This is a genomic window from Sorangium sp. So ce204 (genome assembly GCF_051526795.1).
Taxonomy (GTDB): domain Bacteria; phylum Myxococcota_A; class Polyangia; order Polyangiales; family Polyangiaceae; genus Sorangium; species Sorangium cellulosum_B.
The window spans coordinates 9,907,306-9,926,379 of record NZ_CP150317.1 but is presented as its reverse complement, the minus strand read 5'-3'; the positions used below and the strand labels follow the sequence as shown (position 1 = coordinate 9,926,379).

General features: G+C 67.3%; 14 protein-coding genes. 8 read left to right on the top strand and 6 right to left on the bottom strand.

The genetic code is table 11. The features are described from left to right. Nucleotides 1–176: 176 nt before the first annotated feature. Nucleotides 177–815, bottom strand: a complete 639-nt coding sequence (locus WMF22_RS37240; protein ID WP_438032836.1) for an FxLYD domain-containing protein — start codon at nt 813–815, stop codon at nt 177–179. Between the two features lie 199 nt (nt 816–1,014). Next, nucleotides 1,015–1,191, bottom strand: a complete 177-nt coding sequence (locus tag WMF22_RS37235) for a hypothetical protein (RefSeq protein ID WP_437294692.1) — start codon at nt 1,189–1,191, stop codon at nt 1,015–1,017. Nucleotides 1,192–2,113: 922 nt separating this feature from the next. Here WMF22_RS37235 and WMF22_RS37230 point away from each other — a divergent pair. The 3 genes from WMF22_RS37230 to WMF22_RS37220 all read left to right on the top strand — a co-directional run bounded on the left by WMF22_RS37230 (nt 2,114) and on the right by WMF22_RS37220 (nt 6,498). Further along, the gene (locus WMF22_RS37230) at nt 2,114–3,877 is read left to right on the top strand and encodes a DUF1592 domain-containing protein (RefSeq protein WP_438032835.1); all 1,764 of its coding nucleotides are present in this window, start codon (nt 2,114–2,116) and stop codon (nt 3,875–3,877) included. A gap of 19 nt (nt 3,878–3,896) precedes the next feature. Next, nucleotides 3,897–5,528: a DUF1552 domain-containing protein gene (locus WMF22_RS37225; protein ID WP_437294690.1), complete on the top strand. Its 1,632-nt coding sequence runs from the start codon at nt 3,897–3,899 to the stop codon at nt 5,526–5,528. A gap of 196 nt (nt 5,529–5,724) precedes the next feature. Next, complete coding sequence (locus WMF22_RS37220; protein WP_437294689.1) at nt 5,725–6,498, top strand: FxLYD domain-containing protein; 774 nt, start codon at nt 5,725–5,727, stop codon at nt 6,496–6,498. A gap of 86 nt (nt 6,499–6,584) precedes the next feature. Here WMF22_RS37220 and WMF22_RS37215 read toward each other — a convergent pair whose 3' ends face one another. Continuing rightward, a complete protein-coding gene (locus tag WMF22_RS37215) occupies nt 6,585–7,151 on the bottom strand; it encodes a hypothetical protein (RefSeq protein WP_437294688.1) in 567 nt (188 codons plus the stop codon). Between the two features lie 600 nt (nt 7,152–7,751). Between WMF22_RS37215 and WMF22_RS37210 the strand changes: the two genes are divergently transcribed. The 4 genes from WMF22_RS37210 to WMF22_RS37195 all read left to right on the top strand — a co-directional run bounded on the left by WMF22_RS37210 (nt 7,752) and on the right by WMF22_RS37195 (nt 15,176). Then, complete coding sequence (locus WMF22_RS37210) at nt 7,752–9,821, top strand: O-linked N-acetylglucosamine transferase family protein (protein ID WP_438032834.1); 2,070 nt, start codon at nt 7,752–7,754, stop codon at nt 9,819–9,821. A gap of 163 nt (nt 9,822–9,984) precedes the next feature. After that, the gene (locus WMF22_RS37205) at nt 9,985–11,619 is read left to right on the top strand and encodes a DUF1552 domain-containing protein (RefSeq protein ID WP_437294686.1); all 1,635 of its coding nucleotides are present in this window, start codon (nt 9,985–9,987) and stop codon (nt 11,617–11,619) included. Between the two features lie 468 nt (nt 11,620–12,087). Continuing rightward, on the top strand, nt 12,088–13,566 hold the full coding sequence (locus tag WMF22_RS37200; RefSeq protein WP_438032833.1) for a DUF1592 domain-containing protein: 1,479 nt from the start codon (nt 12,088–12,090) through the stop codon (nt 13,564–13,566). Nucleotides 13,567–13,580: 14 nt separating this feature from the next. Then, the gene (locus WMF22_RS37195) at nt 13,581–15,176 is read left to right on the top strand and encodes a DUF1552 domain-containing protein (protein ID WP_438032832.1); all 1,596 of its coding nucleotides are present in this window, start codon (nt 13,581–13,583) and stop codon (nt 15,174–15,176) included. Nucleotides 15,177–15,345: 169 nt separating this feature from the next. Here WMF22_RS37195 and WMF22_RS37190 read toward each other — a convergent pair whose 3' ends face one another. Continuing rightward, entirely contained in the window at nt 15,346–15,597 is a 252-nt protein-coding gene (locus WMF22_RS37190; RefSeq protein WP_437294683.1) for a hypothetical protein, read from the bottom strand. Between the two features lie 778 nt (nt 15,598–16,375). Between WMF22_RS37190 and WMF22_RS37185 the strand changes: the two genes are divergently transcribed. Next, entirely contained in the window at nt 16,376–17,248 is an 873-nt protein-coding gene (locus WMF22_RS37185; protein ID WP_438032831.1) for a sulfurtransferase, read from the top strand. Between the two features lie 6 nt (nt 17,249–17,254). On the opposite strand, the gene WMF22_RS37180 is transcribed toward WMF22_RS37185, so the two are convergent. Then, entirely contained in the window at nt 17,255–18,373 is a 1,119-nt protein-coding gene (locus tag WMF22_RS37180) for an arginase family protein (RefSeq protein WP_437294681.1), read from the bottom strand. 22 nt (nt 18,374–18,395) lie between these two features. Continuing rightward, on the bottom strand, nt 18,396–19,064 hold the full coding sequence (locus tag WMF22_RS37175; RefSeq protein ID WP_437294680.1) for a histidine phosphatase family protein: 669 nt from the start codon (nt 19,062–19,064) through the stop codon (nt 18,396–18,398). Nucleotides 19,065–19,074 lie beyond the last annotated feature (10 nt).

Genomic DNA, 19,074 nt, shown 5'->3' with positions numbered 1-19,074 from the left:
GCGGGGGCAGCATCGCGGCGGCGTCCAAGGCCACAGGGCATGTCGCGCCTCGCTGCGATCGGGCGCGACCCGCGCCACGGGCTCATCCGCGCTGTTCGGCTCGCTGCGGCGTACTCTCCTGCGCCTCATTGGCCTGCCCCCGGCCGAATCCGTATCACGCGAGCCGGCACCCCGCTTCACGGAGGAACCGAAACCGTCGGATAGGCGACGTGACCAGCGCCGACATCGCCCACGATGGTCGTCTCGAAGGTCCAGATCCCGCCGGGCGGAATGTCGGCGGCCGCGCTGCTCGTCGCCATGCCGAGCGGCCGTCCGGCTCGATTCACCGGGAAGACCGTTATCCTGGGATCGCTCACCGCCACATCGAGTCGGTTCTCGAGCGTGCCCGTGTAGGCGCTCCCGGCGCCCCTGCCGACGGTCTTCACCTCGCTGACGGCGACGGCATCGACAGGGACCACGTCCACGGTGAAGGCCGGAAACCTGTGCTTCAGATACCCGAGCTCCTCGATCACGAGCTCACCAGGGAGATCCGCTGAGCCGGTCATCGCGATCTCGCCCGGCGCGATGCAGGGGATCATCACGCCAGAGCCGTCGTCCAGCCGATAGAGCCGACCGCTGAGCAAGCTGCCGCCCCAGGTCGTCACGAGCTGTTCGGCCTTGTCGATGAAGTAAAACATCAGGCCGGCGTCGCAGGACGGGGTCTCCCCGTCATTCCTGACCGCGGCGTAGAGCTCGGGGCCCGTCGCCCCCTGCACCAGGGTGAAGGCAACCAGCTCGAGCCCAGCCCCGTCCTCGTCCATGTCGGTGCTGGACAAGCCCTCCGGCACGAAACGCAGGTCCCCGCCGCTGCCGCGTCCGCTCCCGCCGTTGCCCGCCCCATCCTCGGGGGGGCTCCCCGAGCATGCCAGAGGGAGGGTAAGAGCGGCAGCCCCGATGACGGCCAAGGACTTCGATTGCATCGTTGTGCAGAGGGCGAGGGGCCGGGAAGCTGGCTTCCGAGGGCTCACGCTAGCGTCACACCGCCTCACGGGCAAGCGCCGACCTTCTGAAGCTTGGAGATCGAGTGTTCAAGTCCACGAACCCACGACTCCACGGCGACGACACCGCGTCTTCATCCGCGGCATCCCCCGCGTCCTCGGCGGCCGCCGGGCGAATCTCCTCGACGAGCGCCTCGACGCGCCCGGTCGACACCCGCGCAACATCGACCCAACGCCTGGTCGAGCGGGGCCGCGCGCCCGCTCTCGCGAAGGCGCCCGAAAAAAGAGAGGCCGCGCCCCTCCCATGAACCGCGTCGACGACATCGCGAGCAAGCCCGGCTTTTCGCGCCAGAAGTGACCGCCCTGACCGCAAATGACCCGATTGGCGTGATGGTCCTCACGTTGGGTGATGCGGCGCGTTGCCCACGAATGACACGAGGCTTGGAATGCCATGGTTGCACATTTGGGGACCTGCTGGATTCGTGAGACCCGTGCGCCCGTGCAAGAAGCGCCGGCCTCTCGCGGCCGAGCGAGCTCTCGTCGAGCACTCCTTACCTGTTGGCGATGGGCCGCTCGATCCCGGCGGCAGATGCTCCGTTCCCGTTGGCGCTATGCAGCATGGTTGCATCTCGCGGACGAACTTTTTTTTGTTTGAGATATCGCGTGGATGGAGCTCTATCTGGAGGAAGGTTAAATCGCCCGCGCGCCGCTGGTGCGCGCAGGGCTCGACGTCAACGGCGAGCTGCGGCGTAACCCATGGGCACGGCGAGGCACATCCCCCGACCGTCGACGGCGCCTCGTGCGATGTCGTGGTCCACGCGTTCTCTCCGCTCCCCGGCGCTCGCGCTCGATGAGGCGGCCGAGGAGAGCGTGCTTATGGCTCCGATCGCGCCGCCGCGCCGCGTCGCAATGACGCGCTTGGCGGCCCCTGCAGTGGCCCGCGCGCGCCGCTGTTCCGCGACGAACTCGGCGTCCGCGCGCCAATCGGGCAGCTTCTCGAGGTCGAAGAGGGCATCAGGGCGCCGCTCGTACGCCGGCGTTTCACTATCACGTCTCCAGAGGAAGCGGTCGGCCAGACGCGCGTGATCTCGCGGTTGGCGACCCTCGGGCTGATCCATAACTTTTGATCCGCTCCCATGATCACTTCGGCGCGGACCGGGAATAGTGAGGTCATGCGAACGTTACGGCAACTATCGTACATTGGTACGACAACATTTTTCACCTCATTGACCTTCCTCGCCGGGTGCACCGGCGAGATAGCGCCCGGCGGTGGTGAGATCGCCGGCGGCGGGGAGACGTCGGGCAGCGGCAGCGGCAGCGGCAGCACCGGTTCGGGGGGCACGGACGACCCCGACAACGGTCCCCCCGAGGTCTGCATCCCGGGCATCCCGATCACGAGCCAGATCCCGCGGATGCTCAACCGGCAGTACGACAACACGGTGCGGGACCTCCTCGGCGTGACCAGCGTCGAGGGCGAGCTGCCGTCCGAGAAGCTCGGGGACGACTTCGACGGCGCGATGACCTCTGACGCATGGCGCCTCTATCAAGAGGTTGCCGAGAAGATCGCCAAAGCAGTGATGGCAGGGCCGAACAAGTCCAAGTTCATCAGCTGCGACCCTGCGGCGGCCGGCTGCCTGGAGCAGACCATCAAGACCTTCGGCCGCAAGGCGTTCCGTCGCCCGCTGACCGATCTGGAGGTGGCGCGATTCCAGAAGCTGGGCCAGATTACGCCGGCAGGAACGCCCGCCGAGGTCGCCGAGGCAACGCTGATCGGCTTCCTCGTCTCGCCCTCGTTCCTCATGCTCCCCGAGCTGGCGACCGACCCGGATTCGGCGACTCAGGCCCTCAAGCTCTCCAGCTACGAAGTGGCGACGAAGCTTTCGTACTTGCTCTGGGGCTCCGCTCCGGATGACGTGCTGAGCGCGGCGGCCGACAACGACGAGCTCCAGACCAAGGAGCAGATTCTGGCCCAGGCGCAGCGAATGATCGCCGTGCGCGAGAAGACCGGGCCGCTCGTGACGGCGTTCCACCGCAACTGGGCGCAGATGAACAACGGAAACGCCCACTGGTGGACGATGGATCACGACGTCGAGACGTATCCGTTGTACTCAGCGGCCGCCAAGCCCAGCTGGCAGGCTGAGCTCGACGCCTTCTTCGAAGACGTGGCGTTCGAGGGCGGTTCGTTCAAGGACCTCCTCCTCAGCAACGTCGCCTTCGTCAACAAGGACAACGCGGCGATCTACGGGCTCGATCCTGCGAGCTACGGCACCGAGCTGACCAAGGTGGAGCTCGACGCTACACAGCGGCCGGGCTTCCTGACGCGCGTCGGGTTCTTGAGCTCCTACGCGGGCTACGACGCAACGAGCCCGATCCTGCGAGGCGCGTTCATCTCGGTGTACCTGCTCGGCGTCAACCCGGGTCCGCCCATCCCCGGCGCCACCATGCAGACCGTTACCGGCGACTTCGAAACGCAACGCGCGAAGGTCGAGAAGCTGACGGAGCCGGCCAGCTGCAAAGGCTGCCACTCGGTCATCAATCCTCCGGGCTTCGTGATGGAGAACTTCGACGGCATCGGAAAGTGGCAGACGACCGACCCGCTCGGCGGCGCGATCGACGCGAGCGTCACGACGAACACCATCGACTTCGGCGACGGCAACGTGAAGGAGATCTCCTCTCCGCTGGCGCTCATGCAGGAGATCGCTGAGCTCCAGAAGGCCAAGCAGCTCTACGCTGAGTCGTGGGTCTCCTATGCCTTTGGGCGGGATCCGAACGGGAAAGACAAGTGCGTCGTCGATCAGATCGACACCAAGCTGGCTGAGGGCGGCTACAGCATTCTCAATCTTCTGGCCGATCTCACTCAAGCGGATTCGTTCCGCGTGCGCGTCCGCGAAACGCCGTGAAAGCTGAGGAAACTTGACCATGAGCAAGCAACTGAACCGCAGAATCTTCCTTCGTGGCCTGGGCGGAGCCGCCCTGGCCGCGCCGTTCCTCAGCTCCGTGTGGGAGCGCGACGCAAAGGCCCAGACCGCTTCCGGTGGGAAAGCGTTCATCGTGATGTTCACCCACTACGGGTGCGTCACGAACAAGTGGTTCCCCACGAAGACCCAGGGTGAGCTCACGGCTGCCGACCTCGAGGCGACGAGCCTCGCGGCCCTCGCTCCGTATGCGAAGAAGCTCCTCATGCCGCGCGGCATCCGCTCGATGAACGAGTGGACCGCCAACATGAAGCGTGGACAGGGGAACGACTCCCACACGCAGATCGTGGGGTCGTTCTTCACCTGCCAGCCGGTCACGCCGAACAGCAACGACCCGTTCAGCTTCAACCAGGCGACGAAGTTCAACGCGAAGCCTGTCGGTCCCTCGCTGGATCACATCATGGCCCAGCAGCTCAGCCCGAATGGCACTCCCCTGCTCATCGCCACGGCTGGCCAGAATGACAACGCTCAGTCGGCGATCTCCTACTCCGCCGCCGAGACCATCCACAAGGGCCTCAACGCGTCGCAGGCCTTCAGCAGCCTCACGGGCCTCTTCCAGGCGGGGCAGCCGATGTCCCCGGACACCTACGCGGCGCTCCGCGGCAAGAGCATCCTCGACCTCGTGAAGGACGATCTGCAGACGCTCGAGCGGTTCGACATGAGCCAGGCCGACAAGCGCAAGCTCGCGGCCTGGAAGGAGCTCCTCAACCAGACAGGAACCGTGGTGGCCTCCGCGCAGTGCAACGAGGAGCTCGGCGTGATGCTCGGTGCGACGTCCGCGAACGCCCAGAAGGCGTCGTCGGGTGGCCTGGGCGTCGACGTCCTCACGACCAAGGTCTCCGGCGATCTGGACGGCGCGGATATCAGCTCGGCGATCGCGGCGCTTGCGGCCGCCTGCAATGCCAACCCCGTCATTTTCCTGAAGTACCCGGGAAATTACGGTTTCAAGGGGCTCGGCATCACCATGGAGTCGCACTCCCTCTCGCACCGCCTGGACAATGCAGGCATGCAGGGCAGCTGCCTGCCCAACGCGCTCGAGTGGCTCGTCAAGGTGGACACCTATTACGCGCAGAAGTTCGCGAAGCTCGTCGGAATGCTCGACAGCATCCCCCAGGGGAACGGGCAGACGGTCCTCGACACCAGCGTCGCTATCTGGTTCAACGAGATGTCGGACGGCAACGCGCACAACCTCAACAACGCTCCGATCCTTCAGGCCGGCAGCGGCGGCGGTTACTTCAAGACCGGCCAGATCATCAACGTCGACCCCGCGTCGACCCCGACGGTCGGCAACAGCATGTCGCAGTGCGCCAACGGTACCGGCCAGGTCGACGGTACGAGACAAGGCACCGGGACCGATCCGAAGGTTGGCAACGCGCCGATCAACAAGTACTTCTGCAACATCATGAACGCCATGGGCGTGAAGGCGGGTTCGGACGGCTTCCCCGCGAAGAACGGCTCCTCGGAGGTGACCCACTTCGGCTATTCCGACAAGACGGAAGAGTTCATCGGTGGCAAGGGCGCAGTCTCCGGCGCCAAGATCAGCAATCCGGGCGGGTTCACGGAGCTCAAGGCCTGAGCACTCTCGGGCCCAGGTCCTGAACACCCCGACGAGCTCGGGTCCAAAGACCCCTTCTTACCGAAGGGGTCTTTGCGTTTGTGCGCCGTCGGTGACCACCGGCGCCCCGAGATTGCCGTTCCTTGTGGTGCGCCTTACTTCATGGCTCCGTGCTGTCCAACGATGGCGGGCAGCGATAGGCTGGGCATCTCTTCTCATGTTCATGCTGGCGAAGCGCTTCCTCCTCCCTGCCGCTGTGCTCCTCCCGCTGGCCTGCTCGAGCGAGGCGAGCGACGGTGGCGCGGCGGGCGGGGACACGGGTGACGACGCGCTCGTCGTCCCGGAAGACCTCACCATCATGGCGCTCCCCGGCGGGAATGGCGTGCTCAACGTGATCGCGCTGACTCTCCGCAAAGGTCCGACCAACACCGAGCTCTACGCCGCCCTGAGGAACGACGGGGATACCCCGGCCTGCAGCGCCGCCCTCTCCGTCGAGCTCTACAACAAGGCCCAGCAGTCCGTGGCATCCGGGATCAACGGGCTGCTGACTCAGCATTTCTATCGCGTCACGGATGGCTCGGACGCGATCGCTGCGTGTGTGGGTCCAGGCGACGTGACCATGACCGCGGTGACGGATCTACCCTCGGATATCGTGATCGAAGATGTGGGGTACGTCGTCTACCGGTGCCCCTACTTCGCTCTCGACGTCGTTCCCATCGATGGCCTCACCGCCAGCGAGGTGAAGGCCGTGACGGGCGGCGCCGGCACGATGTACACGGGCACGCTCTTCAACGGGCTCGACGTGGCGGTGAGCGATCCCTCCGTCACGGTCTTCTCGGTCAATCGCGTCGGGCGTCCGCTCGGCGTGGCGATCGCCAGCGGCACGGTCCAGATTCCGCCGGGTGGCAGCTGGGCCTTCGAGACGAGCACCGTGGACACGCCCGGCGCTGATCAAGCCGCATATCCGGCAGGCGCGATGGCAAAGCAGTAGACCATCCGACGGGTCGCTCGGCTATCCCCTGACACGATGCGCCCGTGGGGCGCCGCGACCCGTCGGCGGCTACCCGCCAAGCCCGGCTATTCCTGCGCGCCGTCGGCGATCCACTGCGTGAGCGCTTCGAGGTAGTCGGCGGGTATGCACGCGGCATCCCCATCGCTGACGCATTCAAGGGGCATTCGCGGAGTTGCGCCGCACGGCCCCTTCAGGATCTTGATGAGCCCGCTCTCTTCCGGATTATCGATATTGATGAGATCGCCGCAGTTCTTGGTGATGTGGGAGCTCACCCTCGTGTGAAGCTCTTCGTCGATCATCAAGTCCAGGGGGTTCATCTCGTCGTTATGGCAACCCGCCCCCCAACAAGCGTTTTGTACAACGTACTGGAACGTCTCGAACGTCGGTGCTTGCTCGCTGCCGCTGCCGGTCGAGCCGCCGTCGCCACCGGTGCTCGCGCTGCTCGAGCTAGCTCCGCCCGCACCGCCGGACCCGACCGCGCTTGACGTAGACACACTGGCGCTCGTGCTTCCGGCATCCGTGCCGCCGGCGCCTCCAGCGCCGGTATCGTCAGGGTCGTCGGAGCAGCCTGGGAGCGGTGACAGGATGGCGACGAATGCTGCCGCGATGAAGCTTGAGAATCGAAGGTTCATGGTTCACGACGAGGATGGTGAGAGAGAAGGTTGAGCTCTCGTTCCCGTGGATCGAAGCAAAAGGCTTCGAGCTTCGGATTGCGGAGGCGACGCGCGATCCACGTCGCCCGCAGGCAAGAGCAGTGCGAGACGTGGAACGTCCTCTTGTGCGGGTAGAATGAGCAAACGCCATCCGAAAATCAAGCGGTTCGTGGAGGCCATCCTGGCGTACAGCCGTGCTGTACGCGTCGATTGGCACTCGTGCCTTGTGCGCTCAAGCCGGTCTCAGGTGCCCTGAGCGCCTCTAAAAACCTCCCGTCACCAGGCAGACGAGGGCGGGCGCTTCGCGTCGTTGCGCCTCGTCGTACCATGTCAGCAGGGCTCTTCGCCGCGCCAGGCGTCGCGCCCGAGCTCGGCTGCTTGGCTTGGTCCGGCTCGATCGACGTCGGGAGCGGCGAGGAGCTCCAAGCGCGATCCGAAAGTCAAGGTCCTCGAAGTGGCCCTTCCATCGTACAGCCATGCTGGACGCGCCGGTCGACGTGAGAACCGGCTTGCGCTCAGCGCCCGGGCGCGGCCATCCTGCTCGGCGAGATCCCGCACTCTTTTGACAAGGAACTCCCCGTGACCGCCGCTTCGCTCTTCGAATTGGCAGTGCAGTTTCATCGGGCCGGGCAGGTCGATCGCGCAGAGCTCCTCTATCGCGGCGCGCTCGAGCAGGCGCCCGGGCATGGCGATGCGCTGCTTCTTCTCAGCGTGATCACCGTCCAATCCGGTCGGCTCGCGGAGGCCGCCGCGCTCCTCGAGCGAGCCGTCCGCGTCGCCCCGAACAACGCCCTCTACCTGTCGCATCTCGGCGACGTGTATCGCTGCCTCGGCCGGAGGCCCCAGGCGGTCGCCGTGCTGCTCATGGCCGTCGCGCGGAAGCCCGACTTCGCCGAAGCGGTGTTCAACCTCGCTCTCACGTTCGAGGAGCAAGGGGACCTGGACGCGGCTGCGGCGTGCTACGAGCGCGCCCGCGATCTCGAGCCTGGGTTATTGCAGGCTGGCGAGCGCCTCGCGAGCCTGAGGGAAGGACGGGGTGCTGCCGCCGGAATCGGTCCGGCGGCGGCGCGCGGCCCCGAGTCGAGCTTGAGCGCATCCGATGCCCTGGCGGCCCTCGGCGAGACATTGCGCCTCGGCGGCCGGTCGGACGACGCCGCGGTCTGGTACCGCGTGGCGCTGAAGCTCAATCCGCGGATGGCCAACGCGTACACTGCGCTCGGCGCGATTCACGCGGACGCCGGCCGCTTCGACGAAGCGATCGACGATCTGCGTCGAGCGCTCGAGATCGACCGAAGCTTCCATGTCGCTCGGGATTATCTCGCCGCGGCGCTCGGCGAGTCGGGGCTCCTCGACGAGTCCCAGGCGATGTACCGCGAAGCGGTCGCCCTGTGCCCCGACGACCCCGTTGCGCACAGCGCTCTTCTCTTCAACATGCCGTTCTGGCCGAACGTCACCGACAGCGACATCCTCGCCGAGGCGCGCGCGTGGAATGCCCGGCATGCCCGCCCCCTCGCCGCGCAGGCTCCCCCTCACAAGACGGATCGCTCGGCCGACCGGCGGCTCCGCATCGGTTACGTGTCACCCGACTTCCGGACGCACGTCCAGTCGCTCTTCACGATCCCGCTGTTCCAGAACCATGACCACCGGCAGTTCGAGATCTTCTGCTACTCGAGCACGGACAAGCCGGACAACCTGACGGATCGCATCCGCGGTCACGCCGACGTCTTTCGCGAGGTCGCGGCGCTGGACGACGCTGCCTTGGCCGAGGTCATTCGACGGGATCAGATCGACATCCTGGTCGATCTCACCATGCATATGACCGACCGCCGCGTCCTGGTCTTTGCCCGCCGGCCCGCTCCCCTTCAGGTGTGCTGGCTGGCGTACCCCGGGACGACGGGCCTCGAATCGATGGACTATCGCCTGTCCGATCCCTTCCTCGATCCCCCCGGCGCAAACACGGGCGTCTACACCGAGGAGACCCTTCGGCTCCCCGACTCCTTCTGGTGCTACGACCCGCTCACCGACGTGCCCGACGTGCCCGACGTGAGCGCTCTCCCCGCGCTCGCGGAGGGGAGGGTCAACTTCGGCTGCTTGAACCATTTCAGGAAGGTGAATGAAGGGGTGCTTCATGTCTGGACGAGGGTGCTGGCCGCGGTGCCCAGGTCGCGGCTCATGCTGATGGCGCCTCAGGGACGGGCGCGGGACCGGGTGCGCTCGATCTTCGAGGCAGGGGGTGTCCAGCTCGATCGGATCGAGCTCGTCGATCGGTGCGGGCGGCTCGACTATCTGCGAAGGTACCGCGAGATCGACATCTGTCTCGATACGTTCCCTTCCAACGGCCACACCACGAGCCTCGACGCGCTGTGGATGGGCGTCCCGGTGGTGACCCTCGCAGGTGAAACCGTGGTCGGCCGCGCCGGCGTCTGCCAGGCGATGAACCTGGGTTTGCCGGAGCTCATCGCGACGACGCCGGAGCACTACGTTCGGGTCGCCAGCTCGCTCGCCGAGGACCTCGAGCACCTGGGCGAGCTTCGTCGAACGCTGCGCGATCGCATGAAGCAGTCGCCGCTCATGGACGGCCCGCGCTTCGCCCGCAATCTCGAGTCGATCTACCGCGACATCTGGCGCCGTTTCTGCGCTCGAGCCTGAGCGAAGGCCGCTCGACGAGCGCGCCCGGCCGAGCGAAATACAAATACGTTCGCGGGTCGGCGGGCATTGTAGGGTGATGGAGACGCGGCAAACGCGGGCATTCGGAGGGCGTTCCGAGGGGCAGCCGGGCGTTTGTACTCACTGAGGTAGGAAAAATTCGACCATGGCAAAGCGCGTGAACCGAAGAATTTTCCTCCGGGGGCTGGGCGGGGCTTGCGTCGCGGCGCCGTTCCTCGGCTCGCTCGCCGACCGCACCGTGATGGCGCAGCCGGTCACGCCGCCGAAGCGGCTTATCGTGATGTACACGCACTTTGGTTGCATCACGACGCGGTGGTTCCCGAAGAAGTCGCACGGCCCGCTCACCGCTGCGGACCTCGAGTCGACGACGCTCAAGCACCTGGCGCCTTACGTCGACAAGCTCCTCATGCCCCGAGGCATCCGCGCGATGAACGAGTGGACGGTGCGCATGGATCGGGGGCAGGGGAACGATCGCCACTTGCAGGTGAACGGGTCGTTCTTCACGTGCCATCCGGTCACTCCCAACAGCAACGACCCGTTCAGCTTCGACCAAGCGACGAAGTACAACGCCAGATCGACCGGTCCCTCGCTGGACCACGTCATCGCACGACAGCTCAGCCCGGACGGCGAGCCCCTGTTCCTTCGCGTGGGGAATTCCAGCGACATCCCTATCTCGGCGATCTCGTACTCGGCGCCCGAGACCTTGTATGCGGGTCTGGGCGCGCCGACGGAGATCCTGGCCAAGCTCACGGGCCTGTTCACGGACCCCCTCCCGTCTCCGGACACGTACAAGGCCATGCGGGGCAAGAGCATCATCGACATCGTGCGGGACGATCTCGACACGCTCGCGCGCTTCGACATGAGCCGGGCGGACAAGAACAAGCTGGAGGCCTGGAAGGCGCTCCTCGACGAGTCCGTGAAGACCGTCGCTTCCGCGCAGTGCACCACGTCCCTCGCCACGGCGCTCGGCGCGACGCAAGGGAACGTCGACCTGGTGAGCAACACCCCGAGGCGCGACGACGTGCTGACGCAGCGAATCTCCGACGGTCTGGACGGCGCGGACCTCTGGTCGAACCTCGCCGTGCTCGCGGCGGCGTGCAACGCGAACCCCGTCATCTTCCTGAAGTATCCCATGAACTACGCTTTCACGGGGCTCGGCCTGACGATGGAGAGCGGCAGCCTCTCGTATCGCGTGGGCAGCGCCAGCATGCAGGGCACCTGCGTCCCGGGTGTGATCGACATGCTCCTCAAGATCGACGACTACTACGCGAGGAAGTTCGCCCACCTCGTCGAACAGCTGAACCGTATCGACGAGGGCGACGGGACGCTCCTCGACAACAGCGCGGCCGTCTGGTTCCAGGACGCGTCGGACGGCTGCGCCCGCAACCTCAACAACCTGCCGATCGTCCAGGTCGGCAGCGCCGGCGGCTATTTCAAGACCGGCTGGGCCGTGAACGTCGAGGATGGCTCGCCCGATCTCACGACAGGCAACAGCGAGATCCTCTGTGCCGACGGCGCTCTGGACGAGGTGGACGCGACCACCCAGTCCACGGGGACCGATCCGTCGCTCGCCAACGCGCCGATCAACAAGTACTTCTGCAGCTTGATGAACGCCCTCGGCGTCAAGGCAGATACGGATGGCTTCCCGGCACCGGGCGGTTCGGAGCCGGTGACCCACTTCGGCAGGTACGACCGGACGGAAGACTTCATCGGCGGCGGGACCATGCCCCCCGCCATCCACGATCCAGGGGAGTTCGCCGCGCTCAAGGCGAACCCCTGAGCGGCCTCGTTCCCGAGCCTGTCGCGCGCTCGAGTGATGAATGCGCCGCGTGGGCCCGGTGCTCCGGCGCTCCGCGCTCATGACACGTTCTCATAAAGCCATGCGCGAAGATTCCACCGCGCGAGCGGTCTCCGCGGCGCTTGCGGGCGCCAGCTCCCCGAGCGGGGGCTCGCCGGTTGGACCCGCGTTGGAATCATGCGCTGGGGGATCAGCTCGGCGCAGGTCGGGGATAGTCACATTATGCGAACGCTGCGGCAACTAGCGTACATCGGTACGGCAACATTTTTGACGTCATTACCTCTTCTCGCTGGTTGCACTGGCGAGATAGCACCCGGTGAACCTGGGGTCTCCTCCAGCGGAGGGGAGTCCTCTGGCACCGGTACGGGGGGCGGGCCGGAGGAGCAGGACCCCGGCAACCCAGGTATCTGTACTCCCGGGATCTGGGCCACGTCCCAGATCCCGCGGCTCTTGAACCGGGAGTACGACGCGGTGGTGAGGGATCTGCTCGGTGTGACGAGCGTGCCGAACGCTCCCACGGGCAACCCGTCCTCGCTCCTCGTGTCCGACTTCGAGGGCAGCATGACGGACATCGCCTGGAACTCCTACCTCGTGGCCGCCGAGAGCATCGCCGCCGAGGTGATGGCCGGGCCGAACAAGTCCAAGTTCATCGCCTGCGATCCGGCGGCGGCCGGGTGCCTCGAGTCGACGATCCGCGATTTCGGCCGCAGGGCCTTCCGGCGCCCTGTGACGGACGAAGAGGTGCAGCGCTACATGCGGTTCAACGCGCTGGAGCCCAAGGGCACGCCCGCGGAGGTCGCCGAGGCCATCCTCTTCGCCATGCTCGCTTCGCCCTCGTTCATCACGGTCCCCGAGCTGACGGACGACACGGAGAACGGCGCGATCAAGCTCTCCAGCCACGAGGTGGCGACGCGGCTCGCGTTCCTGCTCTGGGGATCCATTCCGGATGACGCCTTGAACACCGCCGCTGACGCGGGTCAGCTCACCACCAGGGAGCAGATCCTCGCGCAGGCGGAGCGGATGGTTCAGGACCGCGCCAAGACGGCGCCGATCGTGGCCCTGTTCCATCGTGCTTACGCGGACATCCGCCAGGGATCGCACTGGGGACAGGTCGAGCACGACACGACCAAGTTCCCCGACTACTCCCCGGCCATCGTCGCTCCGATGCTGGCCGAGATCGACGCCTTCTTCGAGGAGGTGGCGTTCGAGGGGGGGTCGTTCAAGGACATCTTCCTCAGCAACGTCGGTTACGTGAACAAGGACACCGCTCCGATCTACGGGCTCGACGCCGCCGACTATGGCGCGGAGCTGACGCGGGTGGAGCTCGACCCGAACGAGCGGCCGGGGTTCTTGACCCGCGTCGGGTTCCTGAGCTCCTACTCGTCCTTCGGCGCCACGAGCCCGATCCTCCGGGGCGCGTTCGTCGCCAACAGGCTGCTCGGGCTCACCCTGAAGCCGACGCCCGGCGCGGACCAGACGCCGCGGCCCCCGGGCCCGTTCTCCACGGAGCGTGAGGCCATCGAGGCGCTGACCTCCCCTGCGGGGTGCGTCGACTGCCACAGCAAGCTCGTCAACCCGCCGGGCTTCGTGCTCGAGAGGTTCGACTCCGTTGGCAAGGTGCAGACGAAGGATCCGCTCGGCGGCGACATCAACGCGACGGGCGACGTCTACTTCAGCGACACCAACACGAAGACGATCACGACACCCCTCGAGATGATGACCGAGCTTGGCGCTGGTGCGATCGCCAAGCGTCATTATGCCGAGCAGTGGGTCTCCTGGGCCCGCCGGAGGGTGCCGAACACGAACGACGCCTGCACCGTCAACGAGCTCAGCGACAAGCTGTCGAGCGACGGCTATACCATCATCAATTTGCTCACGGATCTTACCCAGTCCGATTCGTTCCGCCTGCGCACCGTCCTCGGGGATTGAGAAGGAATACGACCATGATGAAGAACCTCAACCGAAGAGTATTCCTCCGAGGCCTGGGTGGAGCCGTCGTCGCTGCACCTTTCCTGGGCTCCGTCGCCGAGCGTGACGCCGAGGCGCAGTCGGCCGGCGGCGGCGCGCCGAAGCGGCTGATCGTGCTCTTCACGCACTATGGCTGCCTGACGAACCGGTGGTTCCCGAAGAAGTCCCATGGCGAATTGACCGCCGCCGATTACGAGGCGACGACGCTCAAGCACCTCGCTCCTTTTGCAAGGAAGCTCCTGATGCCGCGTGGCATCCGGGCGATGAACGAGTGGAGCTTCGGGCGGACCCACGGCCAGAACAACGACCCCCACGGTCAGGTCATGGGGTCGTATTTCACCTGCTACCCGGTGACGCCCGAGAGCGACAAGTTCAACGCGAAGTCGACCGGGCGGTCGCTCGATCACATCGCCGCGGAGCAGGTCAACCCCAACGGCGCCGCTCCCCTCGTCATGCAGATCGGCGGGGTGCGGCAGGACTCGTTCTCCAATTTCTCGTACGACAAGCCCAAGCAGATCTTCCCCGGCATCGGCTCTCCGACGACGATCTACAACAACCTCACGGGCCTCTTCGGCCAGGGCCCCGTGTCGCAGGATACGTACAAGGTGGCCCGCGGCAAGAGCGTGATCGACGTTGTGCGGGAGGACATTGACAGCCTCGCGAGGGTCAGGATGAGCCAGGCGGACAAGCAGCGGCTCTCCGACTGGAAGGACCTCCTCCACCAGACCACGAACACGGTCAGAGCCCAGTGCAGCGCCGACCAGGCAGAGGCGCTCGGCTTGACGGCCCAGTCCGTGCAGGCGGCCTCGCAGGGGGGTGGCCTCGGCGTCGACCTGTCGAAGTCGACGAACGTCATGATGGACCTCGCGGTGCTTTCGGCCATCTGTGACCAGAACCGCGTCATCTTCATGAAGTTCCCCGGGGGCATCACGTTCAAGTGGGACGGCATCGATCATTCGAAGGATTCCCATGGCATCTCCCACCGCGTCGGCGACGCCAACATGGGTGGTGATTGCGTTCCTGGTGTCATCGAGATGATTCAGCAGATCGACGACTGGTACGCGAAGAAGTTCGCCTACCTCGTCGGTCGGCTCGACAGCATCGAAGAGGGCGACCGGAAGCTCCTCGACAACACCGCGACCGTCTGGTTCCAGGAAGACTCCGACGGCAACAGCCACAACCTCAACAACCTGCCGATCCTCCAGGCAGGGAGCTGCGGCGGCTACTTCAAGGTGGGTCAGGCCGTGAACGTCGAAGGTGGCAAGGCTGACCTGGCCGGCGGTAGCAGCGAGGCTGCCTGCGGGCCGGGCCAGACGAAGCTCGAGTTCGGCGAGATCGATGGCACGGGGACTCCGCCGGATGTCGCCACGCAGCCGATCAACAAGTACTTCTGCAACCTGCTGAACGCCATCGGGGTGAAGGCCGGCGCGGACGGCTTCCCGGCGATCGGCGGCTCGGCAGAGGTGACCCACTTCGGCAAGCACGACGACACAAAGCTCTTCGCCAGCGAGAACAATCCAGTGTCCATCAAGGACGCTGGCGAGTTCAAGGCGCTTCGCGCGAACGGCTGATCGTCGCTCGCGCCGGGGCTGCCGGATCGAGCGAAATGAAAAAAAAGGCCCCTCCACTCAGGAGGGGCCTCTTGCCTGGCGCTGGGCTGCAGCGACCGCGATGACCTCGTGTCATCAGCACAACGACGCGGAGCTCCGGGGCGGAGCCCGCGTCGTTGTCATCGGCCGCTCACCGCTGCTGCTGCGCGCCGTCGGCGACCCACTGCTCGATCGCGTCGATGTATTCCGGGAACAGGCACGTATATTCCGGGCCGGGAGTGCTGACGCATCCATTGGGCATGCGGGCGATATCCCCGCAGGGGCCTTTGAGGATCTTGACGAGGGCGCTCTGCTCTGGATCGCCGGGAGTGACGAGCGGAATGTCTCCGCACGCCTCGGAGATGTGCGTCGTCAGGGTCGTGTAAAGGGTGTCGTCGTCCACCAGCGTCGGTCTCGCCTCGCCGTTGTGGCAGCTCGCGGTGGAGCAGCCAGCTTGCGCGACGACCGCCCGGACCGTTTCAAAGGTTGGCTCGACCGCTGAGCCGCTACCACCGGTTCCAGCCGAGCTCGAGCTCGAGGACGTGGCCCCTCCGCCGCCATCCCCGCCCGAGCCCTGCCCGCCGGACCCGGATGCACTCGAGGTAGACCCTCCACCGGTCGTGCCGGCTTCCGAGCTGCCGGTGCTTCCATCATCGGAGCAGCCTGAAAGAGGTGACAGGAGGGCGACGAACGCTGCGGCGGCGAAGTTCGAGAGTCGAAGTTTCATGGATCATAATTAAAATGGTTGGAGAGAAAAGTATAGCTCTCTCGCCGGTCGCGACAAAGGGAAAGGCTTCGATCCGTCGGACGTTCGAGGTGAGGCGTGATCGATGAATGGATCTTGTGAAGCCGAACTTTTGTGAGCACGTCGCCAGGGGTGTCCTCCGGGGTGGGTAGGTGCTGCGGCGGGTCGGACGAGCCGATGCGTTTCAAAATCAAGCGGTTTGAGGCGGCCATCCTCGCATGCAGGGATGCTGTACGCGCCGATTGGCATTCATGCCTGATGCCCTCGAGCCCGATCTCGACTGTCAAAAGTGCTTGCAAATGCCGTCACTCTGGGGTGCTCCGTCGAGCGCCGGAGTCGCGTGCGGCTCCACAGCGCCATCGGGTACAGCCGAGCACGTCGAGCATGGCGAGGACGCGATGTGGCCGGGCGCGAGCAGGGTGGGTACCCTTCGCCCATGAGCGATCCCTTCCTCGTGCCCCCCGGTCCGCTCGTCGATGTCGCCTGGCTCGCGGCGCACGCGGGTGATCCCGGCGTCCGCGTCGTCGATTGCCGCTGGTACCTCGGCGGTCGCCGCGGCGCCGACGAGTACGCCCGCGGGCACATCCCGGGCGCTGTCCACCTCGACGTCGATGCCGATCTCTCCAGCCCGGCGCACGGCGGACCTGGCCGCCACCCGCTGCCCGACGCGGCGGCGTTCGCGCGTGTCCTCGCCCGCATCGGGGTCACCCCAGGCTCGGTGGTCGTCGGCTACGACGACGCCGGGGGCGCCATCGCCGCCCGTCTCTGGTGGCTGCTGCGCTACTTCGGTCATCCAGGCGGGCGCGTGCTCGACGGGGGACTCCAGGCGTGGACCTCCGCGGAACACCCGCTCTCGATCGAGGCACCCACGATCGCGGAAGCGCCCGCCATGGATCTCGCCCCCGGCGGCGCCCCGGTCGCGGACAAGGCGGCTGTCGACAGGCTGCGCCGCGATCCGGCGGCGGTGATCCTCGATGCGCGCGCCCGCGAGCGCTACGAGGGGCAGAGCGAGCCCGTCGATGCCCGCCCGGGCCACATCCCCGGCGCCCGCTCCGCCCCCTTTGTCGAGAACCTCGGCGCCCCCGGGGGCGCCTTCCGCGAGCGCGCGGAGCTCGAGCGGCGCTACCGCGACCTCGGCGCGCTCGATGCGGCCACCGTGGTCTGCTACTGCGGCTCCGGCGTCACCGCCTGCCACGACCTGCTCGCCCTGATGACGCTCGGCCGCGAGGACGCGATCCTCTACGAGGGGTCCTGGAGCGATTGGGCCCGCGACGCCGCCCTGCCCGCGGCCAGAGGCCCCGAGCCCTGAGCGGCGTCAGGCGAGCGCGCGGCCGACCGTGGCCTCGATCGTCTCGCGCAGGTAGCGCGCCGCCAGCGCGACCGTGCGCGCCGCGCTCTCCGGCGTCGGCTGGAGCGCAGGCGCGACCTCCATGACGTCGCCGCCGATCAGGCCGACCTCGCGCCCGAGCCGGCGGATGAGCGCCACGACGAACTCGGGCGACAGGCCGTCCGGCTCCGGCGTCCCCGTGGCGTCGGCGTACGCGGCGTCCGTGCCGTCGATGTCGTTCGAGAAATACACGCCCTCGACGCCGGTGCTCTTCACGTGGGCCACGATGGCGTCGAGCGCCGCCGCCGGATCGGCGCGGCACTCGGCCGCCCAGAACTGCCGCACGCCGTAGCGGCTCTCCCAGTGCTCGCGCGGCTTCTGCGACGCGCGGACCCCCACCTGCGTCAGCCGGCCGCCCCGCCCGACCAGCTCGTTCGCGTGGTACGACCACGTGGCGAAGCAGTACGCGATCCCGAGCCGCTCCTCGAGCAGATCGGTGTGCGCGTCCGGCTGGACGATGCCCCACGGCCGCTTCCGCGCGCGGGCGAGCGCGCGCGCCACCGGCAAGGCCGTGGAGTGATCGCCGCCGAGCACGATGGGGGCGACGCCCGGGTTGATCGAGAAGACGAGATCGAGCGCGCGCTCCGCGATGGAGAGCGGCGAGACCGGCAGCCGCGACGCCGCGGGCTCGGGCACGCCAGGGTAGAGCGCGCGGCGCGACGCGGCCCTCTGCGCCTCCGAGAGCATGTCGTCGTGCAGGAGCTGCGGCACGACGAAGACGTCGCCGATGTCGACGAGCCCGACCTCGCGCGCGCGCTCCGGGAAGTCCGGGAAGGCGTCGAGCAGCGCGGTCCGGATCGCCTGCGGGCCCATGTTGGAGCCGCGGAGGAACCCCGCGCCGACGTCGGACGGGATGCCGAGCAGGACGGCGCGCGCGCCGGCGATGCGGTCGAGCGACGCGCGGAACCGCGCGAGGACCTCCTCCTCGGTCGCGGCGCCGTAGAGCCGCCGCTGGACCTCGAGCTGCTGCGCGCGGCCGGTCGAGACGAGGTAGAGGCCTCCGGCCGCCGGGCGCAGCAGGAGCGCGAGCTCTTCTTGCGGGGTCATGCCCGACGAGGGTACGCGCCCCTCAAAGGTCCGCCAGCGAAAGGGCGGACGCAGGGAGAGGGAAGCGCTCGGCCGTGAGGTGAGGGACCGGCGCGCTCATCGCCGCGGGCCAGCTGGCGCCGCACGCGACGACCCGGAGCGCGCGCAGTACCCCGGCGTGCGCGACAAGGAGGTGCGGGCGCGCGCGGGACGCGACGTCCGCGACGTCAGCGACGTCAGCGACGTCAGCGACGTCAGCGACGTCCACGCCGGCCGCGCCGGCCGCGCCGCCGAGCTCGCGCCAGAACGAGCGCACCCTGGACTCGACCTCGAGCGCCGACTCGCCCCCGGGCGGCCCGACGCGCTCCCAGCCGTCGAGCCACGCGGCGTACGCGGCCGGGTCGTCGCGCTCGATGTCCGCAAAGGCGCGCCCCTCCCACGCGCCGTAGGAGATCTCGAGGAGGCGATCGTCGATCGCGCGCGGCACCCCGAGGCGCGCCGCGAGCTCGGCGGCCGGGAGCGCGCAGCGGGAGAGCGGCGACGAAAAGACCACGCCGGGGCGGACGCGGAGCTCGCGGAGCGCGCGCTCGATCGCGGCCGCTGCAGCCTCCGGGGGGAGCTGCGCGGCGACGTCGAGGCGGCCGTAGCAGACGCCGGAGAGCGCGACGGGGGCGTGGCGGAAGGCGATGAGGCCGTGGGCGAGGGGATCCACGCGCGGGCCC

Coding starts and splice junctions, on each gene's coding strand:
- WMF22_RS37230 (WP_438032835.1), top strand. CDS start 2,114: ATGATCACTTCGGCGCGGACCGGGAATAGTGAGGTCATGCGAACGTTA.
- WMF22_RS37225 (WP_437294690.1), top strand. CDS start 3,897: ATGAGCAAGCAACTGAACCGCAGAATCTTCCTTCGTGGCCTGGGCGGA.
- WMF22_RS37220 (WP_437294689.1), top strand. CDS start 5,725: ATGTTCATGCTGGCGAAGCGCTTCCTCCTCCCTGCCGCTGTGCTCCTC.
- WMF22_RS37215 (WP_437294688.1), bottom strand. CDS start 7,151: ATGAACCTTCGATTCTCAAGCTTCATCGCGGCAGCATTCGTCGCCATC.
- WMF22_RS37205 (WP_437294686.1), top strand. CDS start 9,985: ATGGCAAAGCGCGTGAACCGAAGAATTTTCCTCCGGGGGCTGGGCGGG.
- WMF22_RS37195 (WP_438032832.1), top strand. CDS start 13,581: ATGATGAAGAACCTCAACCGAAGAGTATTCCTCCGAGGCCTGGGTGGA.
- WMF22_RS37185 (WP_438032831.1), top strand. CDS start 16,376: ATGAGCGATCCCTTCCTCGTGCCCCCCGGTCCGCTCGTCGATGTCGCC.
- WMF22_RS37180 (WP_437294681.1), bottom strand. CDS start 18,373: ATGACCCCGCAAGAAGAGCTCGCGCTCCTGCTGCGCCCGGCGGCCGGA.